The organism is Aeromonas sp. FDAARGOS 1410, assembly GCF_019048745.1.
GTDB lineage: Bacteria > Pseudomonadota > Gammaproteobacteria > Enterobacterales > Aeromonadaceae > Aeromonas > Aeromonas jandaei.
The window spans coordinates 3,320,384-3,345,547 of the sequence record NZ_CP077401.1; the positions used below are offsets into that span (position 1 = coordinate 3,320,384).

Sequence of the window (25,164 nt, forward strand, 5' to 3'; positions counted from 1 at the left end):
GACCCTATGTCGGCCGTTTGTCTATCCGGCCATAAATGCCATTCATCGGCTAGAGGGTATGGCTGCCAAGCTGCTCTTTCAGAAAATCGAGCCAGACCCGCAGCCGGATATCGCGCTGGGCATCGGAGTAAAATACCGCATTGATGGGACGCGAGGCGCCGCTGTTGCTGCGTGCCAGCACCTCCACCAGCGCCCCGCTCGCCCGATCTGGCCCGGTCATAAAGTCCGACAGACAGACGATCCCTTGCCCCGCCAGCGCCAGCTGACGCAAGGTTTCCCCACTGCTTGCACGCAGGCTGGGAGTGATGGGGAAGCGATCCCCCTGCTCGGCACTCAATAGCGGCCAGTGGTTGAGGTGATCGGGATGCAAAAAGCCGAGCAGCTCGTGGCCGTTCAGCAGATCTGCCGGCTGGCGCGGGGTGCCACGCTCGCTCAAATAGCCGGGAGAGGCCAGCAGCCGCAGCCGAGAGCGGCCCAGGGGCAGCGCGCGCAAAGAGGAGTCGCTCAGCTCGCCGATACGGATGGCCATGTCTACCCGCCGCTCCATCAAATTGATAAAGCCCTCCGAGCTGTGCAGTTGCAGCTCGATGGCCGGATAACGACGACGAAACTCGCCGATAATGGGCACCAGCCGATGCAGAATAAAAGGCGTGGCCGCATCGACCCGCAATATCCCCTCCGGCTGTTCGCGGCGCATCAGCAGCAGCCCCTCCGCCTCGCTCATCTCGGTCAGGATCTTCACTGCCCGCTGATAGAACCAGCTCCCCTCCTCGGTCAGACTGACCCGCCTCGTGGTGCGATTGAGCAAAACGGTGGCAAGCTTCTCCTCCAACCGTTTGATGCCGCGGCTCACCACCGAGTTGTCCATACCGAGGTTCTCAGCCGCCTGGCGAAAACTGCCCGCCTCCACCACCGCCACAAACAGGGTCAGTTCATCAGAATGGGTCTTCATTGCTGTTATCCGGACAAGAGTAATGGGCCTTTATAGGCGTAGCCGCTCTGTATTGGCAAGCGTTGCCTGATGTATTCGGGCTGCCACAACCGAGAGATAACGTGATGGCCAGCTCAAACTCTGCTCGGTGTTTGCCGGTAGAATGGGACCGTATTGATTCGTATGAACCCTAATGAAAACAAGGACGAACACGATGACATTTGAAGAGCGGCTGGCAGCAGCCCATCAGGAGCTGGCAAACAAAGGAGTATGGCATGCCAACTACAATCCCCCTTTGTGCAGGCTGCTGCGCAGATTTGGTTATCCCGTCAAACCACCTCACTATGAGGGCTGGCTGACCAACGTTCTGGTATTCGGGGTCGGCATTGGTCTTGCCTGGGGCATGGCGATGTGGTTTTTCAGCTGGCAACCCATGGCGATGGATCTGCTATTTGCCCTGCGCCACACAACCCTGTTTGCGGGATTCTTCGGCTTTACCATGGCATCTTGGCTCTGGCTACGGCGCAAGCAGCTTAAACTGACCCCGTGGGAGCAACTGGAACAAAAACCACACCAACGGTTACAAGAACAAGCTGAGCGAAAATGAATCCCCATACGGGTCTAGACATGACGAATCCATACCTGTACAACCCACCTTTTACATGAATGGAGTCTTCAATTGCTGGAATCTATCGTCATTTTTACTCTGACTGTTTTCATCCATAGTCTACTGCTCGGCTACCGTATAATTCGCCACCACAACTGCAGTTGGCGAACCTTCCAACGCAGCAAGGATCCGGTCCCACTGATTTTTTTTATTCCCTTCAGCACATCCGCAGCCTTGTTGCTCAAGCCACATATCGTGGCTGCGCTCTCTTGAGAAGCAGACCAGAAAAAACGCAAGAGGTGTCAGTAGGCTGGTGCAGCTATCTCTGCCATCATGCCCAATACATCAGCAGGGAGCATAACTTTATGAAAGCTCATGAAAAACTGAACTATGTGGAGTTTGCTGCGCGAGATCTCGCCGCGACCAAGGCATTCTTTCAGGCCGTATTTAGCTGGAAGTTTGTCGATTACGGCCCCGACTACTGCGCCTTTGCCGATGAGGGGCTGGATGGCGGCTTCTATCGGGCGGATCAGTGTAACCTGACAGCTCAGGGCGGCGCCCTGCTGGTCTTCTACAGCGCAGATATTGAAGCGACCCAAGCCAAGGTGAGCCAACACGGAGGCACCATCAACCGCCCTCTTTTCGATTTTCCCGGTGGCCGTCGTTTCCACTTCGTTGAGCCCAGCGGCAATGAGTTTGCCGTCTGGTCGGAACCCGCCGGCGCCTGATAAGCCAGCACCTGATAATAGGGGGCCACGGCCCCCGATTGCTGTGCCTCTCTCAATTCACTGCTGCGCCATTAACCCTGTTTCCGGCAAGTCACGGCAGGCATACTGACCCTTCGTTTTTGCCAAGGAGGTTCAGATGTCATCACCCGTGATTGTGATTGCCCAGCTTGAAGCCAGACCCGAATATGCCGCCCAGTTTCGTGCCGCCCTTGAGCCGCTGATTGCGGCCACCTTGCAGGAGGCTGGCTGCCAGCGCTACCAGCTGCATCAGGACTTGGACAATCCCCACAGCTGGATGCTCTACGAGGTGTGGGAGAGCGAAGCGGCCCTTACCACCCATCAGGGCCAGCCCCACTTTACCGAGTTTGTCGCCAAGGCCGAGCCCTGGTTTGCCAGCAGCACTATTCGCCGCTATCAGCCGCTGGACGCCTGATCCGCCGCGCCACTGAGCGCCCTTTGCAACCCGTTTGAGGAGTAGCATGATGAAGATGCCCAACCTGGGTCTTGGAACCTTTCGCCTGACCGGCCAACCCCTGCGCGACTCTCTGTTGCTGGGGCTGGAACTTGGCTACCGCCATATCGACACCGCCCAGATCTACGCCAACGAAGCCGAAGTGGGCCAGCTGATGAGCGAGAGCGGCGTGCCCCGCCAGGATATCTATCTGACCACCAAGGTGTGGACCAGCGAATTTGGCCCGGGCAAGGTGATCCCGAGCCTTGAGGTGAGCCTTGAAAAACTGGGCACCGACTATCTGGATCTGGCGCTGATCCACTGGCCCTCCCCCAAGGATGAAGTGCCGATGGCTGTCTATCTGGAGCAGCTGGCCGAGGCTAAAGCCTGGGGCCTGACCCGCGAGATCGGGGTCTCCAACTTCACGGTGGCCCAACTCAAACAGGCCATCGAGATTTTGGGGCCGGGCGCCATCGCTCACCAGCAGGTGGAGATCCACCCCCTGCTGCAAAACCGCAAGGTGGTGGAGTTCTGCAAAGCCCACGGTATCGCCATCACCGCCTATATGCCGCTCGCCTATGGCAAGGTGCTCACCGAGCCGCTGCTGATGGAGATCGGCCAGCGCCACGGCGTCTCGGCGGCCCAAGTGTCGCTGGCCTGGCTGCTGGCGCAGGAGATGACTGTGATCCCGAGCTCCACCAAGCGGGAGAATCTCGCCGCTAACCTTGCAGCCCTCAAGGTTAAGCTCACCGCCGAGGAGATGGCCGCCATCGCTACCCTGGAGCGGGGCGAACGCTGCGCCAACCCGGACTTTGCGCCGGATTGGGATTAAACAGAAAAAGATACATAGGCTCTCTCGCTTCGACGGCGAGTACCGGCAACCCTCACGAGCCTATTGCAACCACGAGCTATCCCCTCACCCTCATCCCCAACCCTTCTCCCGCAAGGGGAGAAGGGAGCCAATAACGCTCAGCGACATTGTTCAGCAAAATCGGGAGGTATCATGCCTCCCGCTTTTCTGCCCTTTAATCTCACTCTACTCACTCCCGCACGCACAGCAGGTTCAGCCAACCCTGTCGCCTTCCATTTCCCCCGTCCTCGTTTCCTCTTTGTACCCTACTCGCTCAGCACGCTTTGTCTCTGCTCTCCAGTCATTTCGCTCTCATATCTCTTCCCCCTCTTTGCGGCAACGTTTGTCTCTCCCATTCCCCTCCGACTCATCGCCATTGCTGCTGATTTGGCAAAAGTAATTTGCTGTCACTATCATTTTTGCCAACAAACCGCCTAGGCATACTGGCGCCATTCTCCCGTCGGGAGTCCCTAACCAAGGAGTTGTTATGCCACTGGCGTTATTTGCCCTTACCTTAAGTGCCTTTGCGATCGGCACCACCGAATTTGTGATTGTGGGGCTTATCCCCACCATAGCCGAGCAGCTCAATGTCTCGCTCCCCTCGGCGGGCCTGTTGGTCAGCCTCTATGCCCTTGGCGTAGCCATCGGCGCCCCCGTGCTCACGGCGCTCACCGGCAAGGTGCAGCGCAAGTGGTTGCTGGTAGGGCTGATGGCACTCTTTACCGCCGGCAACCTGCTCGCCTGGCAGGCCCCGGGTTACGAGAGCCTGATCGTGGCCCGCATCCTCACCGGATTGGCCCACGGGGTCTTCTTCTCGGTGGGCAGCACCATCGCCACAGGTCTTGTAGCCAAAGAGAAGGCTGCGAGCGCCATCGCCATCATGTTCAGCGGCCTGACTGTGGCGCTGGTGACCGGCGTACCGCTCGGCACCTGGATTGGTCAGGTCTTTGGCTGGCGTGAAACTTTTCTGGCGGTAAGCCTGCTCGGCCTCGTCGCCATGGTGGGCAGCCTGCTGCTGATCCCGAACAACCTGCCCAAGGGGGCAGCCTCGACCATCCGCGAGCAACTCTCGGTACTGACCAACAAGCCGCTGCTGCTGGTCTACGCCAAAACCGCCCTCGGTTATGGCGGCGCCTTCACGGCCTTTACTTTCCTCGCCCCGATCCTGCAGCAGGTGAGCGGCTTTAGCGCCGGTTCGGTGAGCCTGATCCTGCTGGTGTACGGGGTATCGGTCGCCGTCGGCAATATCTGGGGCGGCAAGCTGGCCGACAAGATGGGCCCCCTGCCCGCCCTCAAGCTGCTGTTTGCCGGTCTGGCGCTGGTGCTGCTGGCCCTGACCTTCACCGCGCCGCACCCGGTGCTGGCGGTGCTCACCGTGCTGGTGTGGGGCGCCTTTGCCTTCGGCAACGTGCCGGGTCTGCAAGTACTGGTGGTGAAGCAGGCCGAACTGCACACCCCCAAGGCGGTGGATGTGGCATCGGGCCTCAATATCGCCGCCTTCAACGTCGGCATTGCGCTCGGCTCCGTAGTCGGTGGCTTGGTGGTAGAGCACCTCGGCCTGATGCACACCCCCTGGATCGGCGCCCTTATCGTGCTGCTGGCCTACGGGCTAACCCATGTCAGCGAGCGCCGCGAAACCCTCCGGCTCGCCGCCTGTCAGGCATAAGCTGCGCCAGCAGGCGTCACGCAAGGGCGTGGCGCCTGCTGCAATCGGTGCGGCAGGCTTCTATGCTGTGACACAGCGTCAACCCGGCAACTGTTTCAGCAACCAAGCCTGTCACCCTCGCATCATTTGCCACGGAGTCTGTTATGAAGGTGCTTATTGTCTATGCCCATCCCGAACCCAAAAGTTTCAGCGGAGCCCTCTTCTGCCACGCCATCAGGGCGCTGGAGCAGGCGGGCCACACCGTGATGACCAGCGATCTCTATGCTATAGGCTTTGAGCCCGTCTCGGATCGACGCAACTTCACCATCGCCAACGATCCCGACTTTCTCAAGCTGCAGCTTGAAGAGCTGGCTGCCACCGCGCAGGGCAGCTTTGCCCCGCAGCTAGAGCAGGAGATGCAAAAGCTGGAGGCGGCCGATCTGCTGATCTTCCAGTTTCCGCTCTGGTGGTTTGGCCTGCCCGCCATCCTCAAGGGGTGGGTGGATAGAGTCTTTGCCATGGGACGGGTCTACGGTCAGGGCCATATCTACGAGAGCGGCAAGTTTCGCGGCAAGCGGGCACTGCTGAGCCTGACCACCGGCGGCCCTGCCGAGACCTATCTGCCCGATGGCTTCAACGGCGATATCGACGGGGTGCTGCGCCCCATCCAGCGCGGGATCCTGCAATTTGTCGGCTTTGACGTGCTGCGCCCCCATATCTGCTATGCCCCGGTGCGGGTCTCGCAAGAAGAGCGGGAAGCCTGGCTCGCCCAGTGGGCCGAGCGCCTTGGCCAGATTGAGCTGGAGTCCCCCATCGCGGTCGGCCGCTACCAGTAGTAGCTGACGCCCCCCAAAGCACAAAAACAGCGAGCGGCCCCCGGCCGCTCGCTGTTTTTCACGCTCTGTCGTTATGGTTTTTGTTATCCGTGGGCAAGCCTTATGCCGCCTGTTGCACGCCTGCTTTGCCGGTCACCGCCCGCTTGAGCCAGTAGTCGAGGCTGACGTAGCGGCCCCCGCCGTAAACCAGCAGCACCAGCAGCATCACGAAGTAGGTAGCGGCAAACTCCATCCCGTTGTTGAGCATCACAGGATCCCCGAGCTCGGTGATGTAGTTGTAGCGACCGGGGAAATTGGCGGCCAGCCACTCGATAAAGCCGTTGAGGCGCAAGGTGGCCTCCATGCTGCCGGTGGCGATGGCGTCCCAGCCGTGCTTCCAGTGCACCATAGCGCTCGCCACGCTCATCAGGAAGATGGTGGGAATGGCCATGATGCGGGTAAAGAGGCCAAGGGCGATGCAGATGCAGCCCAGCACCTCGGTGCCCGCCGCCAGAAAGGCGAGCAGGGTCGGGAACGGCAAGTTGAGCCCCCCTTCCGAGACCGGTGCGCCAAACCAGGCGACGGTGCCGGCAAAGCCCATCACCTTGGAGTGGGCCCCCACATAGATGACCGGAATGAGATAGAGGCGAATAGCCAGCAGGGCCAGAAAATCGAGCCGCTTGCACTGGGCCACCGCCCGCTCGTACCACTGGATCAGGGTGTTGTTCATGGAAATTCTCCTTGGTGTTTGTTAAATGGGGGCAAGGGCGCGCCGGTCTGGCGCTCGCCAACGGACAAGGTCAGCAGACCCAGCCGGTAAAAATGGCGTGCCCACTTGATCAGATCAAAGTCGCTGCGAACCTGTTGCACCTGTTGCTGGAACGCGGCTTGGGTGATCCCCGGCTGCTGTTGCAGCAGCTGGATCAACGCCACATCCCATTCGCGCAACCGTTGGGTCACCACCTGATGCTCCGGGCTGCGAAACAGGCCATAGAAGTGGTTGCCCTGCCGGGTCGGCACTACGCCGCTGCGACGGATGGCAAAGGGGATCTCAAGCAGTTGCAGGGTGGGATTGAGCACAAACGAACTCTCCGCCGTTACCTCCTCCCCCGGCAACACTTGCGGCACTACCCCTTCATCAATCTCGACACAGAGGCAGGCCCACTCATACTCCAGCAGCGCCAGCCGCTGCCTGGGCCAGTTGAGAGAGCCCTCGCCGTGGCGATGCTGCACATAGCGGACAAACTCGGTGGCGATATGGTGAAACTCGGGGGCCACGGCGCCGTGCGCGATGACAAACCCCTCCACCAGCTGCCCTCTGTCCACCGGCGCCCAGTGAGCGTGGGTGAGCGGAAAAGCGCTCTCCAGCACCGACTCCACGTTGGCGCGCACGCTGCGGGCATAGTGGCTGGCGATGCCATCCTGCGGCAGCCGCACCCGGCTCGCCAGCCAGGCGGTCTGCTGCTGCATCCGCTGCGGGGCCGTTTTGGGCGATGTAATAAGAGATAACCGTCTATCCATAGCGCACCTCCCGCACCTGATGGTCGATCGCCTCGCAACAGGCGCCATGCACCCGCGCCAGCTCGGCCTCCAGCTCTGCCAGCGGTGGCAGATGGTGATCCCGCTCCAGCAGCAGGGGGCGCAGGCCGTGGGTCTGCACCGTATAACGGGCCAGCGCCACCACCTCCTCACAGACCGGACGACCATGGGTATCCAGCAAGGTGCCGTCCGCCTCTTCCAGATGACCGGCGATATGGAAATAGCGGATCGCACTGCCCGGCAGCCCGGCGATCATCCGCTTGGGGCAGTAACCGTGGTTGCGGCTGTTCACAAAGACGTTGTTGATATCGAGCAGCAGCTCGCAGCCGCTGCGCGCCACCAGCTCGGCGAGAAAATCCTCCTCCGGCATCTCGTGGTCATAGCCGTGGTAGTAGGAGATATTTTCCAGCACCAGCGGGCGGGCCAGCGCCTCCTGCACCTGCTCGATCCGCTCGGCCAGATAGGGGATGTTCTCCCACTGGCGCGGCACCGGCAGCAGTTCGTAGAGATAACCCTGCTGGTCGCGGGAAAAGCTCAAATGCTCGCTGTAGATATCGATGCCGAACTCATCCAGAAAGGTGCGGATCTGGCTGAGCAGGGTTCGGTTGAGGGGCTGACAATCGCCGAGGGAGAGGCTGAGGCCGTGTGCCACCAGCGGGTACCGCTCGGCCAGCTGATGCAACTGCGCCCGCCTGGCGCCGCCGATGGCCATCCAGTTCTCCGGCGCCAGCTCGAGAAAATCGATGCCGGGGCGGATAGGGCCGGAGCAGAGCGCATCCAGATGCTCCTGCCGCAGCCCGATCCCCCGACTGCGGGAGCTTATTGGCCGCATACCCCCTCCGTCATCTTGCTGCCGTTGTTGGAACCGGATCTGTCGTCATCAATCCCCTCGCCCGCCACGCCGCACTTGCCATCGCGGGCGCGTACCAGTCGGCCTTGCGGATCGCTGTCGAGGGCTTGCTTTTCAAAGCGCTTCTCGGTGCCGCACTTGCCCGCCGCACACTTGCCGCCGTGCTGTTCGCTGGGGGCGGCTTTCACCGGCGCATCGCTCGGGGTGGCCGCCAGCGCCAGCCCCGGGGTCAGGGCAATCAGGCTGGTCATGGCGATGGAGAGGGTCAGTTTGTTGGTCTTGTTGCTGCTTGGGTTACTCATGAGTGAACTCCTTGACGGATGAAACGGGGTAGCTGGAGAGATCGCGGGCGGCAATCACCTGACCGCGGAACTGCGACTTGACGATGTCGAGCGCCTCGCTCTTGCGGCTCAGCCCCAACCCCATCCAGTGGTTGAGCACCAGCAACTTGGGGTTCACCTCGGCGGCAATTTTTGCCACCACAGATGGCTTGGCATGAAGCGAGGCGGAGACCGGATCGGCCCCTTCGTGGATGGCGAGCGGCATCACCAGAATGTCGGCGCCCCGGGCAAAATCGAGGAAAGCGGGGTTGGAACCGTTCTGATCCGCCGAGATGACGATGCTCCCTTCGGCGCTCTGGATCCGGTAGGCCAGACAGGGCACGTCCCCGTGGGGGATGCCGAGCGCAGTGATGGTCAGCCCATCCTGCTGATAGACGGTGTGGGGTTTTGGCCCCCGATAGGGGACATCAATCAGGGTGATGGGAAAGAGACCATCGGTGCCATCCTTGAAGCCGCTCAGGTAGGCATAGGCCCCCTTCTCCTTGTTGAAGAGGGCGTCAAAGTAGCCGCTCATGCTGGGGAAGGCCGAACCCGCCTCGGGCCCCGCCAGATCCAGCGGGTCACTGCGCTCGAAGAAGTAGGCCCCCTTGAGCAGGGCGGGCAGGTCGGTCACATGGTCGGTGTGAAAGTGGGTGATGCCGATAAAATCGACCTCTTCGAGCTTGGCCCCCGCCTGACCGAAGCGCAGGTAGACGCCGCCACCGGCATCGATCAGGATGCGGGATTTCCCCTTCCACCAGATCACCTCGCTGGAGGAGGCGCGCTGATCGTCGGAGATGGGGCCGCCGCTACCGAGCACCTGCAGGGTGAAGTTCTTGTCCAGTGGCGTCAGTTGTACGCCCTGGCTGGCGGCACCCGCCGGCGCGGCGGCAAGGGCGCAGCCGATGGCCAGCGCCACCGCTTTCAATGTCTGTTTCATATTGATTACCTGTCGGTTGAGTGACAGTTCGCGACTGTCAGTGAAGTGGCAGGGTGGTCGGGCGGCGCAACTGGCAGCCCGACCGGGCATGCGGGTCAACCCCGCAGATCAGCTCTGGTCGCGGTCAGCCGCTTCCCAGCGCGCTTCCAGCCAGAGCAGATTGCACAAGCCCAGCAACAGGGCAAAGCCGAGCCCCAGTATCCAGGTGAAGTACCACATGGAGTCCTCCTTATGGTCAGTAGAGTTGATGGCCGTCGCGCTTGATGCGGGCCCGGTCGAGCTTGCCGCGCACCACCCGATAGACCCAGCCGGTGTAGCCGAGGTTGACCGGCATCAGCACCAGCACGATGCCGAACATGATGGCCAACGTCTTGTAGCTGGAGGTGCCATCCCACAGGGTCAGGCTGCTCTCGGCATCAAGGGTTGAAGGGAGCACGAAGGGGAAGAGCGAGATGGCCACCGAGCCAAGCATGGCGATGCAGGCGGCGGCGCTTGCCACCAGAGCCAGCCGTCCGCGCTCCAGCCAGGCGGCGATGCCGCTCGCCAGTGGCGCCAGCGCGCCAATCACCGGCACCAGCCAGAGCAGCGGCTGCTCGTGGTAGTTGCGCAGCCAGCCGGCGACATGGGGGGTGACCCCCTTCATCAGCGGGCTTAGCACGGCGTTGCCGTCAAAGGGCTGGCCCGCCAGACCGGTCAGCTGATAGCCCTGCAGATCCACCAGATGCCAGCCGGCAAGCAGGTAGAAAAAGGTCACCAGCGGTGCCAGCAGGATGGCGATGCCCCGTGAGCGCAGCGCGGGCGTCCCCGTTACCTTGGCTTGCAAAAAGCTGGCGCCGTGCAGCAGCAGCAAGGTGATGGCGGTGGCCAGCACCGAGAGCAGCCAGCCCCAGTGGAAGTCGAACGCGCCGTAGTGCAGGCGCAGCGCCGTGTCGAAGCGAAACGGCAAGCCCTGCATCACCAGACCGATGGCGGCGCCGAGGATCAGGGTCGGTATCAGACCGCCGGCCACCAGCGCCCGATCCCACCAGCGGCGCCACAGCGGGTCGGTCAGCTTGCTGCGGTAGTCAAAGCCGACCGGGCGCAGAAAGAGGCCGAGCAGCAGCACCACCATGGGGATATAGAGCACCGAGAAGGCGGCGGCATAGACCAGCGGCCAGGCGGCGAACAGGGCGCCGGCACCGGCGATGAGCCACACCTGATTGCCCTCCCACACCGGCCCCACGCTGTTGATCACCAGCCGCCGGTCGTCGTCATCCTGCGAGACCACCGGAAGCAGCATGGCGATGCCGAGATCGAAGCCATCCATCACGATAAAGCCGACCATCATGAAGAGCAGCAGCGCCCACCAGATGAGTTTCAGGGTTGCATAATCCATCAGGCGATCCTCGCAAGTTCGGGTTGTTCACCGCTGTAGCGGCCGGTGTGGAGAATGGCGGGCCCCTTGCGGATCACCCGGCGCAGCAGGAAGAGCTCCACCACCAGCAACAGGGTGTAGATGGAACAGATGGCGATGAGACTGAACCAGAGCTGGCCCGGGGTAAGCAGGGAGACCGAGGCCGAGACCGGCAGCACGTCGCTGATGGTCCAGGGCTGGCGACCAAACTCGGCCACAAACCAGCCCGCCTCGATGGCAATCCAGGGCAGCGGTATGCTCCAGAGCAGGGTCTTGAGCAGGCGTGGCGAGCTCTGCAGCTGGTTGCGGCAGAGCTGGACAAAGCTCACCACCATCAGCCCCAGCATCGCGACCCCCAGCCCCACCATCAGGCGAAAACCGAAGAAGAGCGGCGCCACCTGCGGGATGGAGTCCTCCACCGCTTTGGCAATCTCCGCCTCCCCCGCCTTGGCAATATTGCTGGCATAGGGGGTGAGCAGCAGACCGTAGCCAAGATCCTTGCCGTGCTTGGCAAACAGCGCCCGGTTTTCGGCCGAGTCGTTTCCAGCGCGGATCTGTTCGAGCGCACCGGACGCCACCATACCGCTGCGAATGCGCGCCTCGTGCTGTACCTTGAGATCCTTGATACCGGTCACCGCCTCATCGAGGGAGCGAGTGGCGATGATCCCCATCAGATACGGGATCTTGATGGCGGCGTGAGTGGTCTCCCCCTGCTGATCCGGAAAGCCGAACAGGGTGAATGACGCTGGCGCCGGCTCGGTATGCCACTCCGCCTCGATGGCGGCGAGCTTCACTTTCTGCACCTCACCGGTGCGATAGCCAGACTCATCCCCGAGCACGATGACCGAGAGGATGGCGGCCAGCCCGAAGCCGGAGGCGATGGCAAAAGAGCGCAGGGCGAACTGCACCTCGGTTTTGCGCAGCAGATACCAGCTGCTCACCCCCATCACAAACATGGAGGCAGCCACATAACCCGCCGCAACGGTGTGAACGAACTTCACCTGCGCCACCGGGTTGAGCAGCACGGCGGCAATATCCACCAGCTCCATGCGCTGGGTCAGCAGGTTGAACTCGGCCCCCACCGGGTTTTGCATCCAGCCATTGCCGATCAGGATCCAGAGCGCCGAGAGGTTGGAGCCGAGCGCCACCAGCATGGTCACCAGCAGGTGCTTGCCGCGGGAGAGCTTGTCCCAGCCGAAGAAGAAGAGCCCCACCAGGGTCGATTCGAGGAAGAAGGCCATCAGCCCCTCGATGGCCAGCGGGGTACCGAAGATGTCCCCCACGTAGTGGGAGTAATAGGCCCAGTTGGTGCCGAACTGAAACTCCATGGTGATCCCCGTGGTGACCCCCATGACGAAGTTGATGCCAAACAGTTTGCCCCAGAAGCGGGTGATGTCCTGATAGATCACCTTGCCGGTCATCACATAGGCCGACTCGGCGATCACCAGGATCCAGGACAGCCCCAGGGTGAGGGGGACAAACAGGAAGTGGAACAGGGCCGTGGCGCCAAATTGCAGGCGCGACAGGCTGACCACGTCATCCGGATTGATCATGCGTCACTCTCTTTTGTTGTATTTGCCTTGCACGTTTCATGCAGGACAAGTACACCACGGGTCATGACACCTATAACAGATGCAGTTATAGTGAATAGCACCTATAACAGTTGATCCAGATCATGCCTCTTTACCAACAACTGGCCGAACGCCTGAGCCGCGAGATCGATGACGGCATCTGGCAACCGGGGGAGCGCATCCCCTCCATCCGCCAGAGCTGCAAGACCCATAACCTGAGCCCGATGACGGTGTTGCAGGCCTATCAACTGCTGGAGAGTCAGGGGCGGATCCTCGCCCGCCCCCAGTCCGGTTACTACGTCAAGGCTGCCTCGCCAAAGGTGGCGCGCCACACCCCGAGCCAGACCCACTACAGCGGCTCGGTGGATATCAACGATCTGGTGTTCGAGGTGTTGCAGGCGAGCAAATCGCGGGCACTGGTGCCCCTTGGCATGTCGGTGGCCGACCCGACCCTGTTCCCCCATCCCCAGCTCGGGCGGGCGCTGGCCAGCTGCATGCGCAGGCTCGACCCCTTCAGCACGGTGGCCGACCTGCCCCCCGGCAACGAGGCGCTGCGCCGCGCCATCGCCCAGCGCTACGCCAGCGACGGGGTCGCCATCAACCCGCAGGAGATCATCATCACCACCGGCGCCATGGAGGCACTCTCCCTCAGCCTGCAGGTGCTGACCGAGCCCGGTGACTGGGTGGTGGTAGAGTCCCCCACCTTCTATGGCGCCCTGCAGGCCATCGAGCGGCTGAAACTCAAGGCGGTGGAAATCCCGGTGATCCCGGGGGTAGGTATCGATCTGGCGCTATTGCAAGATGCCCTCAGCCAGATGCCGATCAAGGCGTGCTGGCTGATGGGCAATGTGCAGCACCCGCTGGGCCACACCATGCCGGATGCGCACAAACAGGGGCTGATGGCGCTGCTCAACGCCCACAAGGTGCCGCTGGTGGAGGATGACGTTTATGCCGAGGTCTACTTCGGTCGCGAGCGCCCCAAGCCCATCAAACACTGGGATCAGCGCGGTGACAGCCTGCTCTGCAGCTCCTTCTCCAAGTGTCTGGCGCCGGGCTTTCGGGTCGGCTGGGTGGTGGCGGGGCCCCATGCCGAGCGGATCCAGCGGCTGCAGCTGATGTCCACCCTCTCCACCAATGTGCCGAGCCAGCTGGCGCTGGCCGAGATGCTGCGTCAGGGCGGGGTCGATGCCCACTTTCGCCGCCTGCGCCACACCCTGGCCCAGCGCCAGCAGCAGATGCGGGCCGCGCTGCAGCGACTGTTACCCAGCGAAGTGCGGATCTCCTCCCCCGATGGCGGCTACTTTCTCTGGCTGGAGTTTGCGCCCCGCCTCGACAGCCGCGCCCTCCACGCCATGGCGCTCGACTGCGGCTTCTCCATCGCCCCCGGCGCCCTCTTCTCCAGTCAGGGGCAGCACAACCACTGCCTGCGCCTCAACAGCTCCCATCCCTGGAGCGAGCAGCTGGATCAGGCGCTCCACCAGCTTGCGGGCCTGATAAACCGGCAGCTGGCAACAGAGGGGTGATCGCCAAAGCGCAAAAACAACAACGCCCCTTGAACGGGGCGTTATCGGCAATCCATGGCGGTGAGGGTATCAGGCGGGGGCGTTAAGTTGGGCTACCTGCCGCTCGATGCTCCCTTTGAGGTTGTCATCGAGTTTGAGGGCGCGCGCCAGTTCGTCGAGATAACCGCGCTCCATAAAGTGATCCACCTCGATGGCGAGCAGGGAGGCAAGATAGACCTCGGTAGCCAGCTCCATGTCGGTCACTTCCCGCGCCAGTGCGTGAGGGTCGAGGGGGCGGGCCAGCTCGGCGTCAATCCAGCGGGCGGCATCGCTCTGGCCCTGTTCGGTCAGATACTCCTGAATCTTCTGGCGCTCGGCGCCGTCGATATGGCCGTCGGCCCGGGCTGCCGCCACCATGGCGCGCACCAAGAGAGCCGAGCGTGCATCCAGCGCATTGCCTGCCAGAGTGCTGACGGGATGGGTCGGCTGGGCGGGCGCCGCCTGCTGGGCCTGCCAATCCTGATAGAGCTTGTAGGCCAGTCCGCCAAGGGCCGCAGCGCCGCCCACGGCAGCGGCCTTGCCGCCATATTTGCGCATCTTCTTGTTGCCCAGCAGCAGACCGAGCGCACCGCCGGCCAGCGCTCCCTGCATCTGCCCCTTGCGCTTGTCTCCGCCTTCGTTGAGCCAGCCTTTGCCAGCCCCCAGCAACTGTTCCAGCATCTGCTTCATGGTGTCACTCCTGCGGGTCAAAAAAGTGAAATCGGGATGAATAGAGCCAGATAGTGACCCCGCCCCCCTGAATCGGGGATGAACCCTTGACCGGGCAGGCCGATGGGGCAAAGCTCAGGGAAACTCTTCAGGCAATAAGGATGTGACTGTGCCCAATCGCGAACTGACCCTGCAATTTCTGGCCGAACCCTCTGACGTCAACTTCGGCGGCAAGGTGCATGGCGGCATGGTGATGAAGTGGATCGATCAGGCGGGCTATGCCTGCGCCGCGGGCTGGTGCGGCGGCTATGCGGTGACCGTCTATGTGGGGGGGATCCGCTTTTTGCGCCCCATCCAGATTGGCCAGCTGGTGGAGGTGCACGCTCAGGTGATCCACACCGGCACCACCAGCATGCATCTGGCGGTGGATGTCTATAGCCGCCACCCCACCGAGAGCGAGCGCCACAAGACCACCCACTGCATCATCATCTTTGTGGCGATGGATGAGCAGGGCAAACCGACCCCGGTGCCCCAGTGGCAGCCGCTGAGCGAGAGCGATCTGCAGTTGCAGCAGTACGCCAAAAAGCTCATCGCCCTGCGCGAGGAGATCGACAAGGAGATGCGCCAGCACCTCTGACCCTGGTGCCTCACAGCCCGACAGTGCGGGCGCTTTCGGCCAACGGCGGCGCCCCTGTATAATCCCCCATCTTTCCGCAACCGGAACCCTGCCCATGTCACTGGAAACTGCCCCGCCCGAGGTAAAACTCGCGGTGGATCTGATTGAACTGCTGGAAACCAATGAGCTGGCCCCCGAGCTGGTGCTGGCGGCGCTGGCCATCGTAAAAAATGACTACGAGCGCAAGCTGGCGGAGGGGAAGGATCACTGATCCCTCCCCGCACTTTTTCCGCCTTATCTTGCCGACGTCAGTTGTTCCCCACAGAAGTTTTCCCCACATAGCCACTCACTGTGGCCCCATCACCTCGTCGCACAGGGCGATCAGGGCCGAACTCAAGCGGCTGAGCGGTTCACCCCCCTCCTTTGCCGCATGGAGTGCCAGCTCCACCGATGCCACCTTGGGCCACTGGGTCAGGGCCAGCTGATCGGCGGGCATCAGCCGCTTGGGCAACAAACTCACCCCGATACCCGCGCTCACCGCCCCCTGCAAACTGGCGAGACTGGCGCTGACATAGGCGATACGCCAGCGCCGCCCCAGACCATCGAGCGCCTCGGTCATCTGCTGGCGATAGAGCCCTTCGCTCGGGAAGGCGACCAGCGGCAGCGGATCACGCCCCTTCGCCGGCCAGTCGCGGCTATCGACCCACACCAGCGGCTCACTCCAGCTGGCGAGCGGCGAGCCCTGTCCGCGCACCTGTTTGACCAGCGCCAGATCCAGCTCCCCCGCCGCGAAACGCTGCCAGATGTGGTGGCTCAGGCCGCTCTCCACCTCCAGCCGCACCTCGGGATAGTCGCGGGCAAAGGCGGCCAGCACCGAGGTGATGGCTCCGGCGGCGAAATCCTCCGGCACCCCGAGGCTGAGGGATATGCTCCCCTCGCTCACCTGCTCCTCGGCCTGCGCCAGCAGTGCCAGAATGCGGCGGGCCAGCCCCAGCAGTTGCTCCCCCTCGGCCGTCGCCACCACCTGCCGACCGGAGCGATCCAGCAGCGGGCAACCGATCTGCTGTTCGAGCCTGCGCATCTGCTGGCTGATGGTGGATTGGGTCAGGTGGACCCGCTCACCGGCCCGGGTGAAGCTGCCGGTGTCGATAATGGCGACAAAACTGCGCAGTAACAGGGGATCCAGCATGGGTTTCTCCATTCATAAAACCACTGAAACTCATTTTATCATTTAATTTCCAAATGACTTGTTTCGCCGCTAGGCTGGCATTTGTTCAGTCAAATCAGGGTTTTTCATCATGTCTGCGCCCCTTGTTGCCTCTGCCAACGCCTGTCCGATCCCCTCATCAACCACCCTCCCGACTCATCAGCGCTGGCTGGAGCAAGCGGTGCAACTGGCCAGAGCCAATCACCGGCAGGGTGGCCGCCCCTTCGCCGCGCTGCTGGTACGCGATGGGCAACTGGTGGCGAGCGCGGTCAACGGCATCCATCTGGATGGGGACCCGACCCGTCACGCCGAGCTGGAGGCGCTGCGCAAGGCAAGCCAGAGTGGGCCGCTCGCGGGTGCCACTGTTTACGCCAGTGGCCACCCCTGCCCCATGTGCCTCAGCGCGCTGGTGATGAACGGCATCGCCGCCGTCTACTACGCCTTTGATAACTCAGATGCGGCGCCGTTCGGCTTTGACAGCACTGCCGCCTATCAAAAGCTGGGGCTGCCGCTGGCACCGCCTCCTCTGCCGCTGGTCAAACTGGCCGTGACCCTGACGGCGGCGGATCTCTACGGTTCCCAGTCGCAACAAGCAGCGCCTGATCATGAGTAAGGGGACAAGCGAACGCCCGGCAGAGGCGAGCCTCCAGCAGTTTGCCCTGCTGGTGCTGGTGATCCTGACTGGCCTTAACCTGCGCCCCTTTCTTACCGCCATCGGCCCGCTGAGCGGCGAGATTGGCCGCGCCCTGTCGCTCGGGATGGATACCCTGGCCTGGCTTACCCTGCTGCCACTGTGGCTCATCGGGGTCGGCGTGCTGCTCACCCCGCGCCTGCGCAGCCTTGCCAGTGCCACTACCCTGCTGGGGCTGGCCCTGCTGCTACTCGCGGCTGGCAGTGCCCTGCGTTTTTATGCCCAGAGCGGCGCCCTGCTGATCACCAGCGCGGCGCTCTGCGGCCTGGGTTCGGCGCTGGTACAAGGGGTGCTGCCCGCTCTTATCAAGCAGCACTTTGCCCGCAAGGTGCCGCAGGTGATGGGGATCTTCTCTGCCTGCATGATGGGGGGCGGCGCGCTCGGTGCCAGCCTCACGCCGCGACTGGCGGCGAGCCTCGACTGGTCGCAGGCGCTGGCACTCTGGAGCCTGCCGCTGCTGCTGGCCCTCGGCTGGCTGGGGTGGAAAGTGCGTCTGCCGCGCACGGCCAGCAGCCACGCACCTCACGGCGAGCAGCGGCTGATCACCCTGCCCCGCAGCTGGTTGCTGATCGTCTGCTTTGGCATCATCAACAGCGGTTACGGCATCGTAGTGGCCTGGCTGGCCCCCGCCTATATGGCGAATGGGTGGAACGCTGCGCAGGCGGGCGAGCTGGTCGCCTGGCTGGCACTGGCGCAGACCGCCAGCGGCCTCGGCTTGCCACTGCTGGCGGCGCGCAGTCTGGATCGGCGGCCGTGGATGGGGCTTACCATCGCCATGCAGCTGGCGGGATTTGGCGGCCTCTGGCTGGCGCCAGCCAGTGCCCCGATTCTCTGGTGCATGCTGTGCGGTGCCGGTCTTGGCGGCAGCTTTTCCCTCATCATGGTGATTGCGCTCGATCACCTGCCCGATCCGCGCCGCGCCGGCACCCTGAGCGCCCTGATGCAGGGCTTCGGCTTTATGCTGGCCGCCACCGGCCCCTGGGTGGCGGCACGGCTCTATCACCTGTTCGGCGACTTCGCCGCCGCCTGGCAGTGGCAGCTGGGGGGATTGCTGCTGATGAGCCTGCTGGTGCTGCGCCTCGACCCGCGCCACTACCCTCGCGTCATGAGGTTAACGACCGCCAGCGAGCCAACCCTTTCAGCGCCCCTCCCGGCCAGCTCTGCGGCCCAAAGCAACACACCGGCCTGAGGCCGGTGTGTTGGGGATAACCGTGTTGGAGATGACTGGCGGCTGATGCCACTCAGAGGGGCAACTCAGCGCCCCTTCTTCTGCCGTCCGGTGTTAGCGGTGCGCGGCTTGCCTGCGGCCGGTTTGCCACCCTTGGGTGCCCCTTTGCCTGCGCCGCCCTTGTTGGCAGCACCTTTGCCCGCGCCCCCCTTGCCCACCGGCAGCTTCTTCTCGAAAGCTTCCGGGCCCGGCACATTGGGACGCCCGCCAATCTCGTGATCGTTATCGCGGCGTGGCTTCTTGCCCTGCCCCGGTTTGGCGCTTGGCGCCGCAGGGGCCTTGGCCGCCTTGGGTTTGTCGCCTTTGGCCGGTTTCACCTCGGAGGAGGAGTCCTCAATCAGCTTGAACAGATCGATCAGCTCATCATCGGTGAGATCGCGCCACTCGCCCACCGGCAGCCCCTTGAGGCTGACGTTCATGATGCGGATACGCTCCAGCTTGGTCACTTCAAAACCGAAGTGCTCGCACATGCGGCGGATCTGGCGATTCAGCCCCTGCACCAGGGTGATGCGAAAGACAAACGGTGCCTCTTTCTTCACCTTGCACTTCTTGGTGACGGTACCGAGGATCGGCACCCCGGCCGCCATGCCGCGCACAAACTCGTCGGTCACCGGCTTGTCGACGGTCACCAGATACTCTTTCTCGTGATCGTTGCCCGCCCGCAGGATCTTGTTGACCAGATCGCCGTGGTTGGTGAGGAAAATCAGCCCCTGCGAATCCTTGTCGAGACGCCCGATGGGGAAGACCCGGGTGCTGTGGTTGACGAAATCGACGATGTTGTCCTTCTCGCCCGCCTCTGTGGTACTGACGATGCCCACCGGCTTGTTGAGGGCGATCAGCACCAGACTGTCCGCCTCGCGCGGCTCGATCACCTGACCGTTCACCTTGACCAGATCGCCAACCTGCACCTGATCGCCAATCCCGGCCCGCTTGCCGTTGATAAAGACGTGGCCCTGCTCGATAAAGCGGTCGGCCTCGCGGCGCGAGCAGATGCCGCTCTCGCTGATGTATTTGTTCAGGCGCATGGATTCGTTAGCCAGCATGAGTCACCTGCCAGAGGGGCTGAACCCCATCCTGTTGTACGGTTGCGTGCGTCGGCCATGCCGGACACATGATCTGCGGCATCACCCTCTCCACTACGTCGATTTTTTGCATACGGCTCCAATTTCAACGAGGCCAATGCCGGCCCATCCGGCAAAAAAGTGCGACACATTACCACATCGCCCGCCACAGCACGCCGGATTATCGCCAACTCCAGCGCACCGGCGACACAATTGCGGGCCAGCTCACAGCGCAAGGCCCCGCATCAGGGGTTATGGGGCAAACGGGGTTTGCCCGATTTCATGGCCAATAAAAGAGCCAGCAGTGGCGAGACAGGGGAGTACCGGAAGAGGCAAACGAGGAAAAGATGCGCCCCGACCAGCGGCCGGGGCCAGCGGTTGATACGCCAACCCAACTCCCCTCTGTCGCGGCGGAGTCAGGGGTAGCGACTTATCTCGATCAGGTTCTGATCCGGGTCGAGGAAGTAGATGGACTCGATGGCCCCGCAAGCCCCGCTTTTGGTCACCGGCCCCTCGACAATCTCCACCCCGTGGCAGGCCAGCTGAGTCATCACCTGTTCCAGTGGCCAGCGGGTGATAAGGCAGACATCCCCCGATCCCACCTGCGCCCGGTTACGTGGCTCCTGCCCGAGCAGTTGCAGATTGATCTTCTGGTTGCCAAACCCCACCGCCCGGCGCCCCGCACCGAAGGTGATGGCCTCCATATTGAGTACCGAGCTGTAAAACGCTACGGCGCGCTCGATATCACTTACCGTCAATACCAGATGGTCGATATGGCTGATCATGATTCCCTCCTGGTGCTGATGCCGGCAACACGGCCGGTGGTGATAAACATGCAGCCAGCCAACCCGGCTGTCCGCCTTGCCAACTGCATCCCCGCTCGTTTGCGATAGACATCACAGATACAGGAACGCCCCGCTAGCCCCTCCATCATACCGGGCCAAACCACCCGCGACTGTGGTATGGCGCGCAAAGATGCTCCGACGACTTGGCGGGCGCGATAAATCTCCATCAGCGCACTGCGGCACATGCCTTGTCCCGCTGGGCCAGCAGGGTTTCATCTTCGCTATCCATCGCTGCCAGAATCGCCTGATTGCAGGCCCGCTCTGCCAGCTTGGCCGGACTCTGTTTGGCATTCCCAATCTCGGCAATCATCGGCCTGTAGCTGACGGCGGCCGAACAATACATGCCGCGATATTTGGGCAGTTGCCAACTGCTGTCATCCTGCCGGGTCAGGTCATCGCACAGCTTGTGAAACAGAGCCGAAGCCTTGACCGTGCACTGGCTAAAGCGACGAACATCCTGCTCGTAGGGGCGACAGATACTCTGCTGCTGGATCTGCCAGAGCTGAAACGAGAAGGGTACTGATTCCCCCTCATACTGCACCGCAACCGTTTTAAGCTCGGTGCCATAGATATCTGAAATCTGCTGCTGAACCAGATTGAGATAAGCCGAAAAAAGATAGGAAACCGGATCCATCACCACCTCCCTGTGGTTGTTACTGCCGCGCTCTCTTACCGAAAACCAGGGCGATTTTCAAACGAGTAACAGGCGACAACAGCTTACTGATTTGGCAACAAAAAATAATTACTTTTCACACGCGGTGGAAGCTGGCCCGAGAGTGCTATCCGGTCAGTTACATGGACGGGAATGATCCATGGCGATCTGCAATTCACGGCCACCGGCAATCTCGCCATGACTGATGCCACTGGTCAGCCACCAGCTGATAACCAGAAGCAGTCGTTCCGGATCATGGCGCAGACGCCCTTTCAGGGCACACTCCCAGATGATCAGACGGCGGATACCCAGTTGGTCCAGCTCGGCCAGATGACGGGCATCTCGCGCACGATTGCTGGCGATCTTGGCTTGCCAGAAGTCGGTTCTGCTCGATGGCAGCTTGAAGAGATGACAATCATGACCATGCCAGAAACAACCATTCACCTCGATCACCGCACGGTAGCGAGCCAGCCAGAGATCCGGCGTGCCCGGCAAGGCGGTATTGTGCAAGCGATAGCGAAACCCGGCATGATGCAACATGGCACGCACCCGCTTCTCGGGACGGGTATCCCGGTTACGAATACCGGCCATCATCTCGCTACGCTTTTGGGGCTTCACGATATCTGTCACAATGTCGCCTCGCTTGTGATGTCGCATTAAATACTGTATAAAAAACCAGTTCAATCACTGACTATTGATGATTATGCCTACAAATGGCTAAGAAATAAGTGAGTTATCTCTGTGAAAACCTTCTTGAAAAAATATGAAGATGCATTAAGCGCCCTGGCACATGAACATACCCCCACAGGAAGTGACCCACGAGCATTAATTCATCAATGGCTGCACGCCATTGCATCTGACACTGAACTGGCATGCCAATCAGCAAAAATCAACAAAGAAATCATCATCTCGGAACTCACCAAGCATGATTTGATTGCGAGCCCGTCCGAGCTGAAAACAACTCTGCATTCTCTTGTGGTAAGTCCACCATCAGATAAAAACGTTTTTACTTTTATAGATTTGTTTGCTGGTATTGGTGGTTTTAGAACAGCCCTGCAAAGCCTGGGGGGAGTTTGTACATTTAGCAGTGAATGGGATAAATCTGCACAGCAAACATATCTCAATAATTATGGCGAACTGCCATTTGGTGATATCACAGCTTTCACAAATGATAATATTAGTGACAAGCATTTGAATACACTAGTCCCTTCACATGATATTCTTGCTGCAGGTTTCCCCTGCCAACCGTTCAGTGGTGCAGGTGTATCAGCTAGAAATGCTGTCGGCAAAGAACATGGTTTCAAATGTGAAACTCAAGGCACTCTTTTCTTTGATGTGATGCGTATTGCATCAGTAAAAAAACCTAAAGTTCTCTTTCTGGAGAATGTTAGAAATATTACCAGACATGATAAAGGTCGAACCTTTGATGTAATCAAAAGGTCCGTAGAGGAAATCGGTTATACATTCAAATATGAACTAATCGATTCATCATCGCTAGTACCACAACGTAGAGTACGTTGCTACATGGTATGCACTCGCAATGATCTGAATATCGACTTCAAATTCCCTGAATTTGACGGTCAACCTCTACCACTCAGGTCTATTCTGGAGCCGACTCCAGACGCAAGATTCACTATTTCTGATGCTCTCTGGCAAGGACATATAAAAAGAACAGAGAGAAACCTTGATAGAGGAACAGGCTTTACAGCCTTTACAGCAAATCTGGATAAGCCATCAAACACACTGGTCGCAAGATATGGTAAAGATGGTAAAGAATGCCTAATTCCTCAGGAAGGTAAAAACCCGAGACTATTGACACCCAGAGAATGTGCAAGATTACAGGGATATCCTGAAAATTTTGTTATTCCTACAGCAAAAACTCCAGCCTACAAGCAATTTGGTAATTCAGTCGCGGTACCCGTTATCAGGAAGATTGCTGAAAATATAGTAGAGGCCATCATATGAGCTTTGAAGATTTTTGCAAAAAATCAATGCGTTATGATAAGCAAAGGGTTCAATGTCAAGAATCCTTTGTCATCAGCTTCAATAATGAGAAAGATGAATGCTTTACCATAAAACCTGAGACGCTGATTGCATTTCTTCAATTCATGTTGGAAAACTACAATCAGATTGAAAATGCTTGGGGCTCTGTCCCAAGCAAAAAAAACAGTTTAAATATATACGAAGAAAAATCATATCGCGCAATTTATGGAAAAGCTTCAGATATCGATGAGTTGAAAAGCATCAGTTCTATAGGTCGCAGCCAAACGAAAGCAATAACAAAAGTAATATCTAAATTCATAGCCTATCTATTAGATGAAGAGTACGTCGGCGTTGAATCAAACACTTTTTTTGTTGACTCATATTTAAAGTCGGCATTAGAAAAAGTCGCATCGGGATTCAAAGAATATGAAAATAAAAAATCGCCCTCTTCTTCTACCCCTCAACTAAAAGTGCTTTTCGAAAACTGGCTTGCGAAACAAAACCTTAGCACTAGCACTATAAAAAAATACTCGGAGCAGAGTATTGTTAAAGCTGATGAAGTAGTGTCATCTATTGATGAATCACTCCCCAGATTTTATTCGGTTTCAGATGTTGGCATTTGTGAAAAACTAATAAACACCTTACTTAAAAGCGATCTTTGGAAAGATTTAAACACTGCGGGAAATGGGATGTACTCCTCGGGAGTGAAAAAATACGAATTATTTCTCAATCAGTACTTCATAAATAAACCCATCTCCTGTCATAAACCATTTTTACTTTTTGCCGGTATTTCTGGCACAGGAAAAACCCGTTTTATTCGTGAGCAGGTCAAGGACTATCCAGGCCAGAAAAATTACTGCCTGGTACCTGTACGACCTGACTGGCACGAACCCTCTGACCTGCTGGGCTATATCTCCAGGATCAGTGGTAAAAAGGAGTATGTATCAACGCCGGTGCTGCATTTTATTACCCAAGCCTGGATTCATATTTACGAGCGTATTGGCAAAGTCAGAGCCGATGGCAAGATTGGTCTGAGCCAGGAACAACTGGACCATATTCCCCCCTTCTGGCTCTGCCTAGACGAGATGAACCTGGCTCCGGTTGAACAATATTTCGCCGACTATCTCTCGGTACTGGAGACCCGCCACTGGTATACCTCACCCGAACTGACTGCATTTAACGACAAAGAAGGGGTGGACTACAGCTATGTCTACCAGTGCGATCCCCTGCTCAAAGCAGATACGCTTAGCCAGCAACTGGATCAGAACGCGCGTACCGAACTTGCGGAAAAACTGGGACTGGACCTCGATGTTTCACTGCATCAGCAGATCTGGGCCAGCTTCTGCCAGCACGGTATCGCTATCCCCTTCAACCTGATGGTGGCCGGTACCGTCAATATGGACGAAACCACCCACGGCTTTTCCCGCAAGGTGATCGACAGGGCCCTCACCTTCGACTTTAACGAGTTCTTCCCCAACGATTTCGATGCCTACTTTGCACCGGCATTGCAGCCAAAACGGCTGGGTTATCCGACCTGGTCAGAGGGGCGCGCCATTACTGAAGTCTCCGCACTGGAAAAATACAGTAAAGAGAGCGTCGCCTTCCTGAAGGCAGTCAACGAGGTGCTGCAACTGAGCCCGTTCGAACTGGCCTATCGCGCCCTGAACGAGCTGATGCTGGCCCTGCTGGCCCATCGCCCCGCCAATACCGCAGAACTGGTCGCCATCTGGGATGACTTTATGATGTGCAAGGTCTTGCCGCGCATTGAGGGGGATAGCGACAAGTTGCGCAGCCATCAGACGGCTGATGGCGACCTGCTGACTGACCTGGAAAAGGTGTTGGCAGAACAATTTACCGAGCACTGGGAGGGGACACGCCCTGACCTGTTTAACTGCAAGGTGGCTGCCGCCGGTGAAGATTCCGCCCCCGCAGAACCGCCGCTCGTCCCCTGCCGCAGCAAGAAGAAACTCGCCTGGATGAAAGAGCGGTTAGCACGGCAGTGCTTTACCAGCTTCTGGCCGTAAGGGGGTT

The 25,164-nt window shown here is 59.9% G+C and carries 28 protein-coding genes; 13 read left to right on the forward strand and 15 right to left on the reverse strand.

Features of this window, described 5'->3' with window-relative positions:
• Positions 1 to 49: 49 nt before the first annotated feature.
• Positions 50 to 952, reverse strand: coding sequence for a LysR substrate-binding domain-containing protein (locus tag I6L40_RS15415; RefSeq protein ID WP_041208521.1), 903 nt, complete (start codon positions 950 to 952; stop codon positions 50 to 52).
• 193 nt (positions 953 to 1,145) lie between these two features.
• Here I6L40_RS15415 and I6L40_RS15420 point away from each other — a divergent pair, with 193 nt between their 5' ends.
• The 6 genes from I6L40_RS15420 (at position 1,146) to I6L40_RS15445 (ending at position 6,048) form a co-directional block, all read left to right on the forward strand.
• On the forward strand, positions 1,146 to 1,538 hold the full coding sequence (locus I6L40_RS15420) for a DUF6404 family protein (protein ID WP_071911186.1): 393 nt from the start codon (positions 1,146 to 1,148) through the stop codon (positions 1,536 to 1,538).
• Positions 1,539 to 1,903: 365 nt separating this feature from the next.
• Positions 1,904 to 2,266, forward strand: a complete 363-nt coding sequence (locus I6L40_RS15425; protein ID WP_071911184.1) for a VOC family protein — start codon at positions 1,904 to 1,906, stop codon at positions 2,264 to 2,266.
• A gap of 136 nt (positions 2,267 to 2,402) precedes the next feature.
• The gene (locus I6L40_RS15430) at positions 2,403 to 2,699 is read left to right on the forward strand and encodes a putative quinol monooxygenase (protein ID WP_071911181.1); all 297 of its coding nucleotides are present in this window, start codon (positions 2,403 to 2,405) and stop codon (positions 2,697 to 2,699) included.
• 46 nt (positions 2,700 to 2,745) lie between these two features.
• Positions 2,746 to 3,549, forward strand: a complete 804-nt coding sequence (gene dkgB / locus I6L40_RS15435; RefSeq protein WP_071911177.1) for a 2,5-didehydrogluconate reductase DkgB — start codon at positions 2,746 to 2,748, stop codon at positions 3,547 to 3,549.
• 505 nt (positions 3,550 to 4,054) lie between these two features.
• On the forward strand, positions 4,055 to 5,233 hold the full coding sequence (locus I6L40_RS15440) for an MFS transporter (protein WP_216994523.1): 1,179 nt from the start codon (positions 4,055 to 4,057) through the stop codon (positions 5,231 to 5,233).
• Positions 5,234 to 5,376: 143 nt separating this feature from the next.
• The gene (locus tag I6L40_RS15445; RefSeq protein WP_071911173.1) at positions 5,377 to 6,048 is read left to right on the forward strand and encodes an NAD(P)H-dependent oxidoreductase; all 672 of its coding nucleotides are present in this window, start codon (positions 5,377 to 5,379) and stop codon (positions 6,046 to 6,048) included.
• Between the two features lie 100 nt (positions 6,049 to 6,148).
• On the opposite strand, the gene I6L40_RS15450 is transcribed toward I6L40_RS15445, so the two are convergent.
• From I6L40_RS15450 to I6L40_RS15485, 8 genes are all read right to left on the reverse strand, one after another.
• Positions 6,149 to 6,757, reverse strand: a complete 609-nt coding sequence (locus I6L40_RS15450; protein WP_064338242.1) for a DoxX family protein — start codon at positions 6,755 to 6,757, stop codon at positions 6,149 to 6,151.
• Positions 6,754 to 7,548 (reverse strand): putative DNA-binding domain-containing protein, encoded by a 795-nt coding sequence (locus tag I6L40_RS15455; RefSeq protein ID WP_216994524.1) that lies wholly within the window; start codon positions 7,546 to 7,548, stop codon positions 6,754 to 6,756. Before I6L40_RS15455 ends, I6L40_RS15450 begins: the two co-directional genes overlap by 4 nt.
• Positions 7,541 to 8,398, reverse strand: a complete 858-nt coding sequence (locus I6L40_RS15460) for a DUF692 domain-containing protein (RefSeq protein ID WP_203117756.1) — start codon at positions 8,396 to 8,398, stop codon at positions 7,541 to 7,543. Before I6L40_RS15460 ends, I6L40_RS15455 begins: the two co-directional genes overlap by 8 nt.
• A complete protein-coding gene (locus tag I6L40_RS15465) occupies positions 8,386 to 8,718 on the reverse strand; it encodes a hypothetical protein (protein ID WP_071911167.1) in 333 nt (110 codons plus the stop codon). Before I6L40_RS15465 ends, I6L40_RS15460 begins: the two co-directional genes overlap by 13 nt.
• Complete coding sequence (locus I6L40_RS15470) at positions 8,711 to 9,676, reverse strand: MBL fold metallo-hydrolase (RefSeq protein WP_071911165.1); 966 nt, start codon at positions 9,674 to 9,676, stop codon at positions 8,711 to 8,713. The genes I6L40_RS15465 and I6L40_RS15470 overlap by 8 nt, the downstream gene beginning before the upstream one ends.
• A gap of 108 nt (positions 9,677 to 9,784) precedes the next feature.
• The gene (cydX, locus tag I6L40_RS15475) at positions 9,785 to 9,895 is read right to left on the reverse strand and encodes a cytochrome bd-I oxidase subunit CydX (protein WP_043849476.1); all 111 of its coding nucleotides are present in this window, start codon (positions 9,893 to 9,895) and stop codon (positions 9,785 to 9,787) included.
• 16 nt (positions 9,896 to 9,911) lie between these two features.
• Complete coding sequence (gene cydB / locus I6L40_RS15480) at positions 9,912 to 11,051, reverse strand: cytochrome d ubiquinol oxidase subunit II (protein WP_071911163.1); 1,140 nt, start codon at positions 11,049 to 11,051, stop codon at positions 9,912 to 9,914.
• A complete protein-coding gene (locus tag I6L40_RS15485) occupies positions 11,051 to 12,622 on the reverse strand; it encodes a cytochrome ubiquinol oxidase subunit I (RefSeq protein WP_071911161.1) in 1,572 nt (523 codons plus the stop codon). Before I6L40_RS15485 ends, cydB begins: the two co-directional genes overlap by 1 nt.
• 122 nt (positions 12,623 to 12,744) lie before the next feature.
• Between I6L40_RS15485 and I6L40_RS15490 the strand changes: the two genes are divergently transcribed.
• Positions 12,745 to 14,163: a PLP-dependent aminotransferase family protein gene (locus I6L40_RS15490; RefSeq protein ID WP_216994525.1), complete on the forward strand. Its 1,419-nt coding sequence runs from the start codon at positions 12,745 to 12,747 to the stop codon at positions 14,161 to 14,163.
• A 69-nt stretch (positions 14,164 to 14,232) separates the two neighbouring features.
• Here I6L40_RS15490 and I6L40_RS15495 read toward each other — a convergent pair whose 3' ends face one another.
• Positions 14,233 to 14,871, reverse strand: a complete 639-nt coding sequence (locus tag I6L40_RS15495) for a tellurite resistance TerB family protein (RefSeq protein WP_139406490.1) — start codon at positions 14,869 to 14,871, stop codon at positions 14,233 to 14,235.
• 148 nt (positions 14,872 to 15,019) lie between these two features.
• Here I6L40_RS15495 and I6L40_RS15500 point away from each other — a divergent pair, with 148 nt between their 5' ends.
• Both I6L40_RS15500 and rsmS read left to right on the forward strand, forming a co-directional pair.
• Entirely contained in the window at positions 15,020 to 15,487 is a 468-nt protein-coding gene (locus tag I6L40_RS15500; RefSeq protein WP_216994526.1) for an acyl-CoA thioesterase, read from the forward strand.
• A gap of 94 nt (positions 15,488 to 15,581) precedes the next feature.
• Positions 15,582 to 15,737, forward strand: a complete 156-nt coding sequence (gene rsmS / locus I6L40_RS15505) for a pleiotropic regulatory protein RsmS (protein WP_005337582.1) — start codon at positions 15,582 to 15,584, stop codon at positions 15,735 to 15,737.
• 75 nt (positions 15,738 to 15,812) lie between these two features.
• On the opposite strand, the gene I6L40_RS15510 is transcribed toward rsmS, so the two are convergent.
• Positions 15,813 to 16,655 (reverse strand): LysR family transcriptional regulator, encoded by an 843-nt coding sequence (locus tag I6L40_RS15510; protein ID WP_216994527.1) that lies wholly within the window; start codon positions 16,653 to 16,655, stop codon positions 15,813 to 15,815.
• A 109-nt stretch (positions 16,656 to 16,764) separates the two neighbouring features.
• On the opposite strand from I6L40_RS15510, the gene I6L40_RS15515 reads away from it, so the two are divergent.
• Together I6L40_RS15515 and I6L40_RS15520 are read left to right on the forward strand one after the other, a co-directional pair.
• On the forward strand, positions 16,765 to 17,286 hold the full coding sequence (locus tag I6L40_RS15515) for a nucleoside deaminase (protein ID WP_216994528.1): 522 nt from the start codon (positions 16,765 to 16,767) through the stop codon (positions 17,284 to 17,286).
• A complete protein-coding gene (locus I6L40_RS15520) occupies positions 17,279 to 18,553 on the forward strand; it encodes a cyanate transporter (protein WP_216994529.1) in 1,275 nt (424 codons plus the stop codon). The genes I6L40_RS15515 and I6L40_RS15520 overlap by 8 nt, the downstream gene beginning before the upstream one ends.
• A 65-nt stretch (positions 18,554 to 18,618) precedes the next feature.
• Here I6L40_RS15520 and rluF read toward each other — a convergent pair whose 3' ends face one another.
• The 4 genes from rluF to I6L40_RS15540 all read right to left on the reverse strand — a co-directional run bounded on the left by rluF (position 18,619) and on the right by I6L40_RS15540 (position 21,780).
• The gene (gene rluF, locus I6L40_RS15525) at positions 18,619 to 19,635 is read right to left on the reverse strand and encodes a 23S rRNA pseudouridine(2604) synthase RluF (RefSeq protein WP_216994530.1); all 1,017 of its coding nucleotides are present in this window, start codon (positions 19,633 to 19,635) and stop codon (positions 18,619 to 18,621) included.
• Positions 19,636 to 20,069: 434 nt separating this feature from the next.
• Positions 20,070 to 20,438, reverse strand: a complete 369-nt coding sequence (locus tag I6L40_RS15530) for a VOC family protein (RefSeq protein ID WP_071911151.1) — start codon at positions 20,436 to 20,438, stop codon at positions 20,070 to 20,072.
• A 226-nt stretch (positions 20,439 to 20,664) separates the two neighbouring features.
• Complete coding sequence (locus I6L40_RS15535; protein WP_071911149.1) at positions 20,665 to 21,132, reverse strand: hypothetical protein; 468 nt, start codon at positions 21,130 to 21,132, stop codon at positions 20,665 to 20,667.
• Positions 21,133 to 21,285: 153 nt separating this feature from the next.
• A complete protein-coding gene (locus I6L40_RS15540; protein ID WP_071911364.1) occupies positions 21,286 to 21,780 on the reverse strand; it encodes a very short patch repair endonuclease in 495 nt (164 codons plus the stop codon).
• Positions 21,781 to 21,891: 111 nt separating this feature from the next.
• Between I6L40_RS15540 and dcm the strand changes: the two genes are divergently transcribed.
• Positions 21,892 to 23,115, forward strand: a complete 1,224-nt coding sequence (gene dcm, locus I6L40_RS15545) for a DNA (cytosine-5-)-methyltransferase (protein WP_071911147.1) — start codon at positions 21,892 to 21,894, stop codon at positions 23,113 to 23,115.
• Positions 23,112 to 25,157 (forward strand): McrB family protein, encoded by a 2,046-nt coding sequence (locus I6L40_RS15550; RefSeq protein WP_204378238.1) that lies wholly within the window; start codon positions 23,112 to 23,114, stop codon positions 25,155 to 25,157. The genes dcm and I6L40_RS15550 overlap by 4 nt, the downstream gene beginning before the upstream one ends.
• Positions 25,158 to 25,164 lie beyond the last annotated feature (7 nt).